We start from the raw sequence: 15423 nt of genomic DNA, 5'->3' as shown, positions 1-15423 counted from the left end.
AAACATGTACTCTGACACTCCAATATTTCAGGGACAATAAACAAAGCAGGATAATAGCAGTGTAGTATCCTGAGGGCAGTATTCCTTTTTTGTTAAAAAACAAAAAACAAAGCATCAAATCAAGTCTAATGGATGTTAGGACTCAAACTAACCCTTTTCTTTTTAAGAATTTAGAAATTTGATACTTAACATATTCTGATTATATACTATGTCGCTACTAAATTAAGTTGCGTGTTCGGTGGAAATCATGAGGAAGTCCACATGAGTCTAAAACGATTTATTCGTTTTTAGTTCACGCGACAAAAATTTTTTATGATTCTATGGCTTATTGTTTTTTCATTTCATGATAACATTAGCAATGATGTAAAATTGTTATAAATCATAAGGTAATAGGTTTGATTCCTCATGAGGGTCTAACTTTGCTGGAGTAGCTACTTGCTAATTACCATTTTTCTCAAAAAAAAGTAAATGATGATGTATAGAACTCCTAATCTTTTATCTTATAGAGATTCTCAGCGTCTTCCTTAGTTACCCTAAACCATACATTATGTCCGTCATATCTTTCAGCTAGGTTTTTTGGAATCGAATAAACTTCTTTGTCGACTACACCCGCTTTAGTAATAACATTATCGAGTCGAATTTCCTGTACTTCTCCAAGATCCGCGTCATTGATACCTCTTGCCTCTTTCTTGATGACATCGTTCCAATCAATACTGTTGTTACTCATAATTGATACTGATTAATATCATTTAAATACTTAAACCATAATCTTTAATAGAGATGATAACTTATTTTTCAACCAATCAAATCTAACATCCATATTTCAGTAGTTAAGTCGTTGGAAGAGAACATCTAACAGGTTCATTTAATAAATAGGAAAAATTGGATATCAGAATCTATTGTACCTTTGCTAAGAGTATACCTGCCAATATGACAGAGGTTATAGACAGGGTAAAAGATTTCACGTCCTATTACAATTTTCACAAAGAAAATCAAAATAGTAATATCTTGATGTAAGTTGAAAGCATGAGGCACATGGAAGAGGATTTGGGTCATAATATTTTTATCGTGATATATACCGAGCCTCATTTTCTTTTTAGTTACTAAAATTGGTATCGAGTTCGGTGGGACTAAGTTCCGTATGGTATAAGGGTTCGGTGGGACTCTTGAGGATATCCACATGGGTTTGATAAAGTATTTTTTTATTTTGATATCATAGTCAATTTGTAATCTATTTGTAATAAGAAGTAATAAATTTTTAATGCGGGCTCAATGGGACTAATAACAAATTTGACTATTTAAATGGCCCAATCCTAACGCAAAGTTAGTATGGATACAAACAAAATATGCGTGATAGATCGATAACCGTAAGAAAGAATGTCCTAATTTCTATAAAAATTTTATATCTTCATAAAACACGACATTTCTGAAGTTTGGATTATAGGTGCATTTCTATATCCATAAATGATTCACAAATCTTTCTATCTTATGCACCAGTTAATATCTTAATATTCATCAGTGACTTTCGAATCTTCCAAGCATGGATAAGTTCTTGAATGGATATTTTAATATAAACTCAATGCAGAAATTGCTCCATGAATTAACTAGTTTTAGCAGTTTAGACCCGTTATTGATAGTCATTTTCCGATAATTCTTGATTTTGTCTATTAACATCAAAAATTTTTATATCAATCTACATATTTGAAAAATATGATCGGGTCCGTAATAACAGTAGATAGCATAAGTGAATTACGTGCTATAAGTGGAAAAATAATTCAAGATTCATTTAAATTAAATGTGACAGCTATTGTAAAAGGTCATACCTCCATAGGAGATGGTGGTGGAGGTAATTTTGTGTGGAATCCTTCTTCTACAAAAGATAATAATGGAACGGTCATTGAACCCACGGATCGATCTGTTGTAATTGGTGGGATTCCTAAGGAACTTGGAGTGAATCAATTTAGTGTTAGTTCAATGAAAGCCGTGGGTATGTTCGTGACGAAACTGGAGTATCTATAAATGAAACCCTTTTGCTTAGGCTTAGTGCTGGCAGCATTCATACTCGTTCCAACTACAGCAATGGGACAAGTTGAGAGCATGACTGCAGTAAACAATACGCTTGCGAATTCTACTATGGGTACCAATACAACGACGACCAACTCGAAGTGCTCGTCTAACCAGATCGACATCGGCGGCACGTGCACGAGCAAAGCCGAGGTGTCGAAGCAGATCATCTCGATCACGCAGAGTGTCATGCAGAAGGAGGACGCCAAGGGGGTGCTCCTGCGCGTCGACGTCGACAACGGCATCGTCGTCAAGACGGGTCTCGGGGATTCCCAGGAGGGAGTGCCGGCGACGCCGGACATGAAGTTCCGTCCCGGCGCGATGACGATCCCCATGCTCACGACTCTGGTGCTGCAGCTGCAGGAGCAGGGCAAGCTCAGCCTCGACGACACCCTGTCGAAGTGGTTCCCGCAGTACCCCAACGCCGACAAGGTGACGCTGCGGATGATCTCGAGCGTCACCTCCGGCTACCCCGACTACATCCAGGAGAACCCGCCCTTCCAGGCGGCGCAGCTCGCGGAGCCGTTCCGCCACTGGACGGACGACGAGCTGCTGCATACGCGTTCGCGCAGCCGATCGTCTGCGACCCGGGCGCATGCTTCCACTACGCGCACACCAACTTTATCATCCTCGGCAACGTTGTCGAGAAGATCACCGGGAAGTCGATCACCGATCTCTTGCAGCAGAAGTTCCTCGGTCCGCTCGGACTCACCGAAACGAATATCACGAAGCTCCCGGCCATCCCTTCACCCGCACTCCACGCGTACACGTCGGAGCGTGGTGTCTACGAGGAGTCGACGGGATGGAGCCCGTCGTGGGGCCTCGGCGACGGACTCATCATGACGTCGACGCTGCGCGACATGACAACGCTCATCAAGGCGGTCGGCACCGGCAAGATGCTCTCGAAGGAGTCAGCGAGCGAGCAGGTCGAGGATCTGTCGAAGGGCCTGCCGGGTGCGCCTGGGCAGATCGGCTACGGACTTGGGGTCGCCATCGGCAATGGGTGGGTGTTGCAGAACCCGGTCTTCAACGGATACGAGGGGATTGCCGCGTACCTGCCGTCGCAGCAGCTCTCGATCGTGATCGACAACACGCACGGCCCGAACGCCGCGGAGGGCACGAGCATCGCCACCGACATCTTCAAGGCACTCGGTGCGTACCTGGCCCCCACATCGCTACCATAAATAGTAGCGTGTTCGGTGGGACGAGTGTGCAATTTCATACGAGTTTGTAATTGGGAAGATGTAGGAATATCATAATTCTTGGAAGAATAAATATCAAAGTACATATGCGCTAAATCCAACCACCTGTTTGAAATATGCCATCAAAATGATTGATAAATAGCAATGTCTACAAAATTTACATATGCCAGAACTTAACAGTATTTCTGAATTAAAGAAACTGCTCGATGCAAATTGCAAAATAGAAAAAGTGGAACCACCAGTCCATGCTTCTGATGCAGAGGTCAATATAGTAAAAGTATCCATAGTATGTCCAGATGGTAAATCTCACACAATCAAGGCATACAAAGAAGAAGCATCCACATTAAGAGAATTCATAAGAACACACAAATAAATTCCATTTAATTGAAAATTTTGTTTTCTGACAGTTCCACTAATACTGTAGTAGATACTGTCGAAAGACAAATTATTGTTGATATATAAAATGGCAGTAGTTTATTGATAATTTAAACAATCGGAAATAGTTTATCCTTTTTGCATTTTCATCCGTTACCAAAACAAGTAGCGTGTTCGGTGGAAATGGAGATGGTGAGTCTATAATATAATGAGGTGTTAAAAGATGGGGCGCTTGTATGTTAAGGCTCATAATGTTGGTGGGTTTTTATACGTGGGCTTTTCGTATATCCAAAAGTGTAAACCATTGTTAGGATGATATGATTCTAATGGGTTAGGTTTTGAATTCTCTACCAATATGTAGAATCTACTTCTATCAAACAATTTCTTGATTTGTTTCTTTTGAACCTTTGATATACTACCAGTGTAAAACTCTAACCCGTCGCCCTTATTCCAGTAAAAGTGTAAATTATATACGTTCTTTTCACCCCCGAGTATTTTAAAAATTTTTCTGGTTAGCTCTATTTGTTGGGTTTTGGTTATGGTCATTTGTCTAGTATCATGACAATTAGTCTAGCTTGTAATTCAAGTTTCTCGGGTTGTTTGTGGGGGTCGCGGTCGCTCATGATGATGATATTATCCCAACTACTTTAATCATTACCTCTACTATGTGTTTAGACCCGTATACTATGCGGGTTAGGTGTATTTGAAACAAATTTGACTCCATTCCATCTCTTGCACCATGACTTATATTGAATTAATTCAGCATATTGTTACCATAAATTCGATGTTTGGGTCCGATAGTATCTAGACCCCTCTACTCTTTATACTCAATGGTTATTCTGTGGGATTAAGATCCGTATACTATGCGGGTCTGGTAAAAAATATCATTTCGAGATTAGCATGGGTTTCTATGTGGATTTGTTTTCTCCGAGTAAAAGAGGTTATAGAGTTAATTACATAACAATTTATCAATACTTACTATTCTCTATTCAGAGCAAAGTCCTCAGCACTTCAACACTCTTTTTCTACGATATATAATAAAATGAGAGAAATAAAAAGGACAAGGAATTAAGAACCAAAGTTTTTATAATATTAGTGATGCGGGATTAATAAGCATACCAATCTAAACAAATGTGTGTAGATGCTAATTTAGGAGAACAGATATCTTTGGATCGATAATAAAACAGAGATAAAATTCATTGACCTTTTTCGCATCGACCTAATAATTAAGAATAACTTCTACTATCCTCTGTTTTTATCAGTGTCATTCCAATTATTCAAAATTCATTATATAACTTTGAACCATTTATAACTAAATTGTATTTTTTATACTAATATTTTTATGTTACAATTACCATAGCAGAATGAGTGGCATGCTAAAAATCATTTCATCTAGTGTAGGAAGATATCCAGCAAGAACTACAACAGCCCAATTAGAAAGAAAAAAGACTAAAGAAACTTTACAATGCATTTCGCAATCATGCTACAACAGAGTTATCTGCAGATGCACTGTGTGTTCAGAATATCTTTGTTATGAAGATACCCAGCAGCACAGACATCCGATAATAAATTTTGAAGTTTTACGATAACGTATTTCAAAATATTTCGGAGCATGTTACTAGAATAATGAGCAAATTCGGTGGGATTAAGTTCCGTATACTATGCGGGTTCGGTGGAAATCATGATAATATCCACATGAGTCAAGCCTAGAAATGGTTTATTTTTTTAAATCGTTTCTTTATATGGATGGAAAAGAAAAGTATCTAAAAAAGAATGTAATTTTAGTATTGATAAATTTAAAAATTATTTGAGTTTGTATAACTCTAAAAGGAAAAATCAATGGGCTAAAATTGTTTTAGTATTTGATTTTTCTTATTTCGTTGTTAATGATTTGTAGACTTTGTGGTAGTAGTTGATGTAGTAGATGCGTTTACGTTTGAATCGGCTGTTACATCTTTAACATCTGCTGCTATTTGTCTTGAATTTTGCTCAAACGTTCTTGCGGCGTTTACTCCTGTGTTTGATATGTGTCTTGCAAAATCTTTTGTTTGTTGTAGTACTGGTTTCCATGCATCAAGGGTTGAGAAAATAACGTTGTTTGAAAGTCTAATAGCTGATACGGTATTGTCTGCAACAGTACTAACAAATGTTGAATATGCTTTAACTGCTGCATCAGGAGAATAGAAGTTGGTAACTAATCCATTAAAGGCTTCATTGTATGGCCTCCATGCTGATTGGAGTGAATTGACGACTTGTTTTTGAGAATCTATATATTCTTCTGATATCTCTTTTGCAGTTTGTAGTGATTGTTCTTGATAACTATTTACAATACTATTAATTCTTGGAATTTGGTTTCTTGATTCATCTATTGATTTTTTAATATTATCTTTGGTTTCATCAAATGATCTGTTAACTGATTCATTGAAATCGATATTATTGTTATTGTTATGTTCATTGGTATAACTGGAATTATTTTGATTAGTTTCTGTTTTCTTTGACATAGTATCTTATAAGTACCATACTATATAAACACTGGTATCAAACGGTTTTTAATGCCTAATATAGACAAAGCATGACCCCAATTGGTGAAATGATTAAAAAATGCTGAGATTTGGTTAAGATTCATATCTACTCAATGATAAATCATCCTTATTTCAATTATATTAATCATTTGTTATAATTTTTATATCGTTACTAAAATAGGTAGCTGGTTCGGTGGTATGTGAAACAAATTTGACATGTTTCATTCACCCAACTGATCAACAAATGAACTTGCTAAAATTGAAGTTGAATGATCAGTATCGCTACTTTTTGGATAATTCATTTATTTTTTTGATCTTATTTCCCTTAGAACTGTTTCGTAATCCAGTTGAGATTTTTTTCTCATATAAGGAATTAATTTGTAATGAATTGAATAATATTTGTTATCTTGAGTGAGAATTCCTTTAAGCAATAGTGATACCAGCCCCCCAGACATTTTTGAAATTGGGATATTCTTTTCTATTGAAACCTTATTTCTCATTTTATGATATTCCTCTGGTGTAAAATAATTCCTATTAAGTTCTAAAACTAAGGGCCAGATAATATATTCCCACATTAATCTTCGATTTTCAGTGGAAGTCGCATATTTTCCCTTTCTATTGGATTGGGCATTAGTCTTATGCTTATACTTTTCTATCGTCATTTTCTTGGTTTAAAAATATTAACATCATGATAGATTACTATGTATCATATTATACAACAAATTTTATAACGCTACATATTTGGCAATTTTCGTTGATTCTACTTAGCTTCTTACTCATTTGGCATAAGATCTGGTAATTCTTTATGTAAGGTAAATTATGATATACACTAAGTTAGATAAGACATGGTCGATCTCAAGATAGAAAACCTCACAAAAAAATACGGAGGGACCACTGCTTTGGATAGATTTAGTATCGATATAAAGTCAGGCGAATTAATGGTATTGTTGGGACCATCAGGATGTGGAAAGACTACCGTAATAAGGTGCATAGCAGGATTAATACATCCCACAAATGGGCAAATCTACTTGGGAAATAAAAAGATAAACGAGTTATCCCCTAAAGATAGAGACGTAGCAATGGTTTTTCAAAACTATGCACTCTACCCACATATGTCTATCCGTGATAATATCGCGTTCCCGTTAAAAATGAGAAAGAAATCTAAATTCCATATACAAGAAACAGTCATCCAAATGGCTGAACTATTAGGAATAAAGGATCTTCTTGACAGAAAACCAAAGGAGTTGAGTGGCGGACAAATGCAAAGGGTGGCCTTAGGTAGAGCTTTGGTAAGAGAGCCCAAATTATTTCTTATGGATGAACCTCTTAGTAATTTGGACGCAAAGCTTCGAACACATATGAGAACGGAGATAAAGAAATTGCAAAAGAAAATTGGAATAACTACTTTGTATATAACTCATGACCAAGTTGAAGCTATGAGTATGGGGGATAGGATTGCCATCATGAAAAATGGTAATATACAGCAGATTGGAACTCCTATTGAAGTCTATCATCAGCCTAACAACACATTTGTTGGACAGTTTATTGGTAATCCGCAGATGAATTTAATCAATGGATCGGTTAGAGATAAATCCCTATTTTTATTCTCACAACCAATTATTATTCAGCCAGTTGATAAATTACTGCTTAAGAAACAATTAACTCCAAAATTCATCGTTGGAATAAGACCAAGAGATGTAAATATTCATAAAGAAACCGACATAACAACAGGAATCAGGCTGCAGGGAATTGTAGTCTTTATTGAAATGCTTGGTGATGATACAACAATAGAAGTGAAAATTGGACTGGATAGTTTACTTGTTTCTATAAACAATATTTTAAACACTTTTTATGTGGGCGATAAAATAGAAATAGGAATTGAATACTCAAAGATGCATTTTTTTGACGTAGAAGGAAATAGAATTGACTAATACCCAGAATAAGCAAGATGTGTTTCTTTCTGCTTTAATATTACCCGACTTTTACATTAAATTGTATATACCCCTTCAAGTTCAATTAGATGAAGTTTTACTGCTTGAGTAATACTTAAAAAAGTTGATGTACCTATAATGCTAATGAAATTATATGTACCATCATTTTCTATACTAGTTTTATTAGTTTTTGTAACTTTTTTTCTACAAAATAATTATGAAAAGGTGTATGGACAGCAACAAGTTACACTTACAGCGATTGTTGCCGAACCCAAAGAAAGATGGGATATTCTATTTGAAAAGGCTTTGGAGAAATTAAGACAAAACCATCCAGATTTAGATATCCAAATCGATTATCGTGTATTGCCATATGACGCAACCAGAACACAGATCATAACCTCTATGGCAGGCCAAACTCCTTTAGATTTGATATCTGTTGATCAAATATGGCTTGGAGAATTTGCAGAGGGCGGTTTTCTTATGGACATTACCGATAAAGTAAATGATTGGGGAAGGGCAAATGAATGGTATCCAACCAATTGGGAAGGAGGAAAATATGAAAATAAAACCTATGGTATTTGGTCATGGACTGATGTTCGAGCGATGTGGTATTGGAAAGATCTTCTCCAACAAGCAGGGATTAATCCAGAGAATTTGACCACATGGAATGGGTATATCGAATCTGCCAAGAAGTTAAATGACTTACTAAAAGACCGTAAAATCCAAGGAGTGCATTTAGTGGGAGCCGCCCATTCGCCTGATATGTGGTATCCATATTTATGGATGCTAGGCGGTCAAATCCTTGAGCAAAGAGACAGTCATCCTGTTAAGGGATCATACTGGTATCCAGTATTCAACAGTTCGCATGGTGTAAAGGCATTAGAATTCTTAAAGGAACAAGTAGACGCAGGTATTTCGCCTCAGCCCAATCACTTTTGGGGACAGGAATTTGCGGATAAAAAGTTTGCAGTTATGCTAGAAGGATCATGGTTGTTAGGAACATTTCCTAAAAGTGAATGGAACTCCCTAGACGAAAGGATCGGAATGCTTCCGCTGTTCCCAACCCCATCAGCTAACGTTAATACCACCACAATGATGGGCGGATGGATACTAAGTATCCCACAGACATCTCCTAACAAGGATTTGGCATGGGAATTGTTGACACTTATGACGGATCCTGAAGTTTTAACGCCTATGTTGCAACAAGAAGGATATCTTCCAACTCAAAAACCAATCGGTGAGGGTAACTATTCGGCCCAACTAAATAGTACAATACCTTACTACTCTGAAATGATATCTATGATCCCGCAGGGCCATAGTCGACCAAATATTCCAGAATATCCTCAAATAGCTGAAAATATAAAGCAAGCTATCGATGAAGTTTTTCACAACATAAAAGCACCTAAACAAGCTCTGGATGATGCCGCCAAAAAGACTGCGGAAGTTTTAGGTTGGTAACAAATTCTAAATCCATACATTATTTTTCATTGAAATGCATTCTATATCAAAATATGAGCCCTATCTTTATCTGTTACCAGCCATTTCAATATTGTTTGTATTTCTATTATTTCCATTCTTTTGGAATATTTATATTTCCCTCCATGGAGTCTCTGTAACAACAATTTTAAAAGAATGGGAATTTGTATGGGTAGACAATTTTATTCAAGTTTTAAATGATCCAAATTTTCATACCTCAATTAAAATTTCGATAATATTTGTTGGAGGATCTGTAGCATTTCAGTTTTTGATTGGTCTTCTTATTTCATCCCTATTAAATCAAAATATTAAAGGAAAACAAATTTTGATCGCATTAATTATGATCCCTTGGATAACATCGGGATTGATTGCTGCTTTTTCATTTAAATTTATTTTTGACGACAGTTTTGGAATCATAAACTACATACTAGAATATCTGGGATTTTCTTCTGTCGCATGGCTGTCAGATCCTAACATAGTTGTATGGTCAATTATTATAGCAAATGTTTGGTATGGAACACCATTTACTATTTTATTCCTCACTGCAGGATTATTATCTATTAATCCATCCATTTATGAATCTGCAAAGGTGGATGGCGCCTCTAAATTCAAGTCGTTTGTCTATCTAACGCTTCCCATGATAAAATCATTCATAATAATTGACGTCATCTTGATAACTATCTGGTCGATAAATTTTTTTGAAATACCTCTTATAATGACTGGAGGTAATCCCTTATTCGCGAGTACTCCTGCTTCCCTTTACATGTATAGACAGGCTTTTGAATTTGGACTTTTGTCGAAGGGTTCGGCATCAGGAATAATATTGTTATCTCTCAATATAGTAGTTGCTTTTATCTATATCATCGCGTTAAAACGTAAGGGATAATATGAACATGAGCATACTTTCAAATAATAGAATTGAAAAGATTGAAAAATCTTTCATTTATATTGCGATATTTATATTCATTGGGCTCACCTTATTTCCTTTGATTTGGATTTTCACTACATCATTAAAACCAAATGATGAAACTATGAGTTTTCCCCCGAAATTGATTCCTGAACATGTTACATTTGAAAATTATGCTTTTGTATTTACAAATTCTACTATTGTAAAAAGCCTATACAACAGCTTAATTGTTAGTTTTGGAAGTATGATTCTGAATGTTACTATTTGTGCTTTAGCGGGGTATGCTCTAGCTAGATTTGAGTTTAAAGCTAAAAGGGTCTTTTTTTCTCTTATACTGGGTTTATTTATGATACCCGTTGTTATAAACATAATACCTCTATATAGTATTCTTGCAAATCTAGGATTACTTAACTCCCTCATTTCTCTAATTCTAACGTTTCAAATACTTATTATACCATTAAACGTGATATTATTAAAAAATTATTTTGAAACGATACCAAAAGAATTGGAAGAATCTGCATTAATCGATGGATGTTCCAAGATTGGAGTATTGAGAAGAATTACCATTCCATTATCTATGCCCGGCTTTGCAGTTGCATCGATATTTTCTTTTATCTTTTCTTGGAATGAATTTGTTCTTCCAATCGTACTTGCAAATTCTCCGAATTCCACTCTATTTCAGGTGGCACTATATCAATTCATTTCTTTGTACAGGATCGAATGGGGATACCTGGCTGCAGGGATCACTATAGCGCTGTTGCCTGTGATTATTCTTATCATCGCTTTCCAAAGACAAATGATAAAAGGATTTACTTTAGGATCGATAAGAGGATAAAGCAGACAAAATAATATTAGGAGTATTCAACTTTGCTTTATCAAAAGAAGATTGCATAGATATTGATAAATTATTTAAATTATCATAAATTTTTTGATTTTATTATATGTCATTGATCTACTGATTTATGACTTTTCTCATTGGTTTTACGACAATCGTTACTAAAATAGGTAGCTGGTTCGGTGGTATGTGAAACAAATTTGACCTGAATTTACTACTCACATCTTGCTAATACAAATCTCTGTTTGCAGGTTACAACAAGAATAGGTTGATGATTTATTTCTTACACAAAAACCTCAAAATGTGATGAAGATGGATACACCTCAACAATCAATACTACCGCATCTTTTTATTCATGGCTTTGTAATAAAAATTCATGGATATCTATTCATTTAACCCACCTGACCAACCAGTATTTTTTGAGGATTGTCCTGTTTACCTACAGTGTCGGGTGAATTATTGATGGAAATGAAACTTGAATTGATTGCAATTCCGGTAACAGATGTGGATCGTGCACGTGATTTTTATAAAGATAAAGTAGGTTTTAATTTAGATCATGACCACACCGTGAACGAGAAACTACGTTTTGTTCAAATGACACCTGTAGGTTCTGCATGTTCAATTTGCTTTGGAATTGGTATAGCAGACAATATGAAACCTGGTTGCATTAAGGGTCTACAAATGACAGTCAAGAATGCTCAGGCCGCTCATGATGAACTTAAAAAGCGCGGAGTGGATGTTACTGACATCGATACACAAGTTTGGGGTAAGTTCGTTTATTTTAATGATCCGGATGGCAACGCTTGGGCCCTTCAGGAATTGCCTCCGCGCGGCTAATTTGAGGCCTAGAGAGAAAGAAAGGTTCCTCAGGCTTACTTCAAATTATTGTAGGAGCGGCCTTCACTGAAACATCTAAAATTCATTGATATGTCTTAACTTTTGATACTTAAGAAATTATGATTATTACTTATATCATTACTATGAATAGGTATCGGGTTCGGCGGGATTAAGTCCCTTATGGTATAAGGGTTCGGGGATGTGTGAAACAAATTTAATCTGAATTCATTACCCTCTAGTCTTCCTTCAAATTTATCTTGCGCTCATTTCACATTCTTTCTGTTAAATTACTTTTTTTCAATTAATAATTCATTGACAAATTTTGGTTCAATAATGTCTTCAATATCGGGATATTCACTTATTACCCCTCTTTCAGCATAAAAATTGGCAATTGAGTTTCCCGAGTTGTATAGCGAAGCAGTTGTATTTAATTCCTTATTCATTGAAAATTGAGTGTTATAATCTACATCCAGGAGTTTGGCAGCATCCATCCCATTGATTATTTCGGTTTTGTTTATCCCCGTATTTACGGACATTATTTCAATATCTTGTTCTTTATTTTTATCATAATCTTCTTTTGCCTCTATCAACGATTTTATGATGTTTTGAATATCCATGGGTCTTTGTTCTACTATATCTGAATGAAATACTAATACGGTGGTCATAATACCGGGTACAATTGCACCTGTGGAGAGAATTTTAAATCCATCCTTTAAAGTATCTGACATGTATGGATCATATGTGTGACCTGCACTGACCTCACTTTTCTTTAATGCATCTGATATATTTGGACCACGAATATTCACAAATTCAACATCGCCTTCATCAATACCAACTTTTTCCAGAGATTTTAACATGAATAAATGTGAAAAAGTATTGATCCCCTCAACACCTACTTTTTTACCCTTTACATCGGTTAGGTTGTTTACATTACCTATAATTGCATCCGAGTCATATGATATATCAGTATTGAATACAACTTTAGTATCAATTCCTTCAGAGTTCTGCAATATGGCGTCAGGATAGACTAAAAATGTCCCATCATATTCTCCCTCTACATATCCTCTAACCATATCCAAATACTCTCGATTTAAAGTTACATTGACATCAACATTATTTTTTTCAAAAAATCCCTTTTCTTGTGCAACATACACCAAAAAATTGGGGACCCATAAAGTGAGTACCAGATTTATCGGTTCACCATCTGATACCTGTGCACCCGCCAAAGTCAAGAAGCTGGAAAATGGTATTACAATAATGCTAAAAATTAGTGCGCAGTATAATTTCCTATCTAATGGTTTAAATCTCATTTGTATGCCCTAAGATTATATAAACAAGTATTTTTCCCTATCTAGATTTACTAATAGAAGTTGGAGGGGAGAGACATATGAAGCTACATTTAAACTATCAACTATATTCAAAATAAATAGTTTTTTGACAAAACATATCGATCCTCTCTCTCCTTCTGATAATGCTTAGAGAGGGCTACCCCTATTCCGACTAAACTCACAGCCGAGTCTGCGTAAAGATGAGTTCCAGGGCGCCCAAATTAATCATAAAACGTATATTATTCGATTAAGGTATACAAAAATGAGATTTACAGCAAATCGTTCTATTTAATAAATCATTTATCTTTGTCTTTACAGTATAAAGAATTTGATTCTACTAATGAGGATTAGTCTGGTTTTTGGGTGAGTTGATAAGGGATTTGAAACAAATTTGACCCCTTTTTATAACTCAATATTAGTAAAACAGGTATCTGATGCGGTGAGATTAAGTCCCTCATGGTATAAGGGTTCGGTAGGATTAACTGAAAATCTATTTTTATTTCAACTCAAGCATAAACAGTTAAGTACATTCGTATATTTATCGAGATCATATTAAGTTAAAGATCGAGTTTTTGAATTTTAGCTATAAATGACGCACAGATCAATCCTTGAATGAATTATCCAGACTTTTTCTAATATGACACCTTATTTATCAGGACTAAAACAGTTGGATGGTACATACTACATTGGTGAAATCAATATCTTAGGACTTAATGAGGTATCATGATGACAAGGTTTCTTGCATATTGGACAATTCATTCTGTCCGCATTATTACAGCCACATATGTGAGGTATAAGTAAATCTTTTGAAGCCGTTGTAGATTCTCTAGCACTAATACAATATGAACATATAGTGTTAGTAGTTTCCGATGATACCGTACCGCCACAAATTTCACAAGTTTTCATTTCCCCGATTCTATATGGATATTATTGATAAATAGGTAGCGGGTTCGGTGGAAATCATGAGGATATCCACATGGGTTTGGTAATCAATCTATAGAATTGAGCTCCCTATAGCAGTAGTCAATCCCGTTTATGATAAGAATAAACATAAGATATTATTTTATTAGATATAAAAATAACTTACTCGCAGAAGTATAATTCAGAAATAGTATACACAGGAGTATAAACCTAGAATAAAGACAGTCCAAATAATGTCTTCAATCATTTTCTTTGATTTTTACCATTATATCGAACATGGACATAACATTAAGATTTCATTATATTATACTATAATAGTTTCAAGAGTATGTAAAATAATGTGGTCGACGATAAAGATGATAAACAAAAAACTGATCGCTCACAACAGTACCTTGCAAACGAAAGGACATTTCTATCATGGGTAAGAACCAGTATTGCACTGATAGGTCTTGGATTCATAATATCCAAATTTAGCTTTTTTCTGACGGAGTTTCGAATTATAATACAACGGTATTCAGGTGGCTCGCCTGAATTAAATCCATACGAAACCCAATCCTCAATCGATCAGATTTCAAATTGGATTGGAATCGGTACGGTATCTTTAGCGATTGTATTGATATTGTTTGCATTGAAGAACTATCTCAGTACGCACAAATCAATAAAGACACAAACTTATTCACCAAATCAAAGGACAATTTATTTTACAACTGCAATAATTGTCTTTTTGAGCATATTTGTTTTTGTATATCTAGTGCTTGTACCCGGTATCTAGATTTGCATCTTAGAAACCGATATTGGATTCAATACGTGTAGATTTATTTATTATTTATTGTAAATGCAATCTACAAGATTAGATGTCATTAAATCATTAAATAAATGACCAAATTCAACTGGTATGTATAAGGGTTTTGAGGCTTTAATTAATTACTAAAAATCGTAATAATAAACTACACCCAACTAACTGTTTTAATATACAAGCTATATTTTCCATCTAAAATAGATCATCATTAGATTCGTTTGAAAGG

At 35.3% G+C, this 15423-nt stretch carries 14 protein-coding genes and 1 pseudogene; 10 read left to right on the top strand and 5 right to left on the bottom strand.

All coding sequences use genetic code 11. From position 1 onward, the window contains the following. Window positions 1-487 precede the first annotated feature (487 nt). A complete protein-coding gene (locus AB0A59_RS03260; RefSeq protein WP_458746432.1) occupies window positions 488-727 on the bottom strand; it encodes a hypothetical protein in 240 nt (79 codons plus the stop codon). A 983-nt stretch (window positions 728-1710) separates the two neighbouring features. On the opposite strand from AB0A59_RS03260, the gene AB0A59_RS03255 reads away from it, so the two are divergent. The 4 genes and pseudogenes from AB0A59_RS03255 to AB0A59_RS03240 all read left to right on the top strand — a co-directional run bounded on the left by AB0A59_RS03255 (window position 1711) and on the right by AB0A59_RS03240 (window position 3639). Next, window positions 1711-2019, top strand: a complete 309-nt coding sequence (locus AB0A59_RS03255; protein WP_458746431.1) for a hypothetical protein — start codon at window positions 1711-1713, stop codon at window positions 2017-2019. Then, window positions 2020-2589 (top strand): annotated as a pseudogene (locus AB0A59_RS03250) (serine hydrolase domain-containing protein); the annotation flags it as partial. Between the two features lie 8 nt (window positions 2590-2597). Next, a complete protein-coding gene (locus AB0A59_RS03245) occupies window positions 2598-3248 on the top strand; it encodes a serine hydrolase domain-containing protein (protein WP_458747544.1) in 651 nt (216 codons plus the stop codon). A 181-nt stretch (window positions 3249-3429) separates the two neighbouring features. Then, the gene (locus AB0A59_RS03240; protein WP_458746429.1) at window positions 3430-3639 is read left to right on the top strand and encodes a hypothetical protein; all 210 of its coding nucleotides are present in this window, start codon (window positions 3430-3432) and stop codon (window positions 3637-3639) included. A gap of 248 nt (window positions 3640-3887) precedes the next feature. On the opposite strand, the gene AB0A59_RS03235 is transcribed toward AB0A59_RS03240, so the two are convergent. The 3 genes from AB0A59_RS03235 to AB0A59_RS03225 form a co-directional block, all read right to left on the bottom strand. Next, complete coding sequence (locus AB0A59_RS03235) at window positions 3888-4187, bottom strand: hypothetical protein (protein ID WP_458720798.1); 300 nt, start codon at window positions 4185-4187, stop codon at window positions 3888-3890. 1337 nt (window positions 4188-5524) lie between these two features. After that, window positions 5525-6142, bottom strand: coding sequence for a hypothetical protein (locus AB0A59_RS03230; protein WP_458746428.1), 618 nt, complete (start codon window positions 6140-6142; stop codon window positions 5525-5527). Between the two features lie 323 nt (window positions 6143-6465). Continuing rightward, window positions 6466-6825 (bottom strand): hypothetical protein, encoded by a 360-nt coding sequence (locus AB0A59_RS03225; RefSeq protein ID WP_458746427.1) that lies wholly within the window; start codon window positions 6823-6825, stop codon window positions 6466-6468. Between the two features lie 183 nt (window positions 6826-7008). On the opposite strand from AB0A59_RS03225, the gene AB0A59_RS03220 reads away from it, so the two are divergent. The 5 genes from AB0A59_RS03220 to AB0A59_RS03200 all read left to right on the top strand — a co-directional run bounded on the left by AB0A59_RS03220 (window position 7009) and on the right by AB0A59_RS03200 (window position 12149). Then, the gene (locus AB0A59_RS03220) at window positions 7009-8094 is read left to right on the top strand and encodes an ABC transporter ATP-binding protein (protein WP_458746425.1); all 1086 of its coding nucleotides are present in this window, start codon (window positions 7009-7011) and stop codon (window positions 8092-8094) included. Window positions 8095-8238: 144 nt separating this feature from the next. Continuing rightward, a complete protein-coding gene (locus AB0A59_RS03215; protein WP_458746423.1) occupies window positions 8239-9552 on the top strand; it encodes an extracellular solute-binding protein in 1314 nt (437 codons plus the stop codon). Window positions 9553-9586: 34 nt separating this feature from the next. Then, complete coding sequence (locus tag AB0A59_RS03210; protein ID WP_458746422.1) at window positions 9587-10456, top strand: carbohydrate ABC transporter permease; 870 nt, start codon at window positions 9587-9589, stop codon at window positions 10454-10456. Window positions 10457-10463: 7 nt separating this feature from the next. Then, window positions 10464-11312, top strand: coding sequence for a carbohydrate ABC transporter permease (locus AB0A59_RS03205; protein WP_458746420.1), 849 nt, complete (start codon window positions 10464-10466; stop codon window positions 11310-11312). A gap of 462 nt (window positions 11313-11774) precedes the next feature. Next, window positions 11775-12149 (top strand): VOC family protein, encoded by a 375-nt coding sequence (locus AB0A59_RS03200; protein ID WP_458746418.1) that lies wholly within the window; start codon window positions 11775-11777, stop codon window positions 12147-12149. Window positions 12150-12436: 287 nt separating this feature from the next. On the opposite strand, the gene AB0A59_RS03195 is transcribed toward AB0A59_RS03200, so the two are convergent. After that, complete coding sequence (locus AB0A59_RS03195) at window positions 12437-13459, bottom strand: ABC transporter substrate-binding protein (protein ID WP_458746416.1); 1023 nt, start codon at window positions 13457-13459, stop codon at window positions 12437-12439. Between the two features lie 1279 nt (window positions 13460-14738). Between AB0A59_RS03195 and AB0A59_RS03190 the strand changes: the two genes are divergently transcribed. After that, a complete protein-coding gene (locus AB0A59_RS03190) occupies window positions 14739-15170 on the top strand; it encodes a YidH family protein (protein WP_458746415.1) in 432 nt (143 codons plus the stop codon). Window positions 15171-15423 lie beyond the last annotated feature (253 nt).

It is taken from the genome of Candidatus Nitrosocosmicus sp. T (assembly GCF_054408485.1).
Note: the sequence above shows the minus strand (reverse complement) of the source record. Positions and strands in the feature narration are given on the sequence as shown.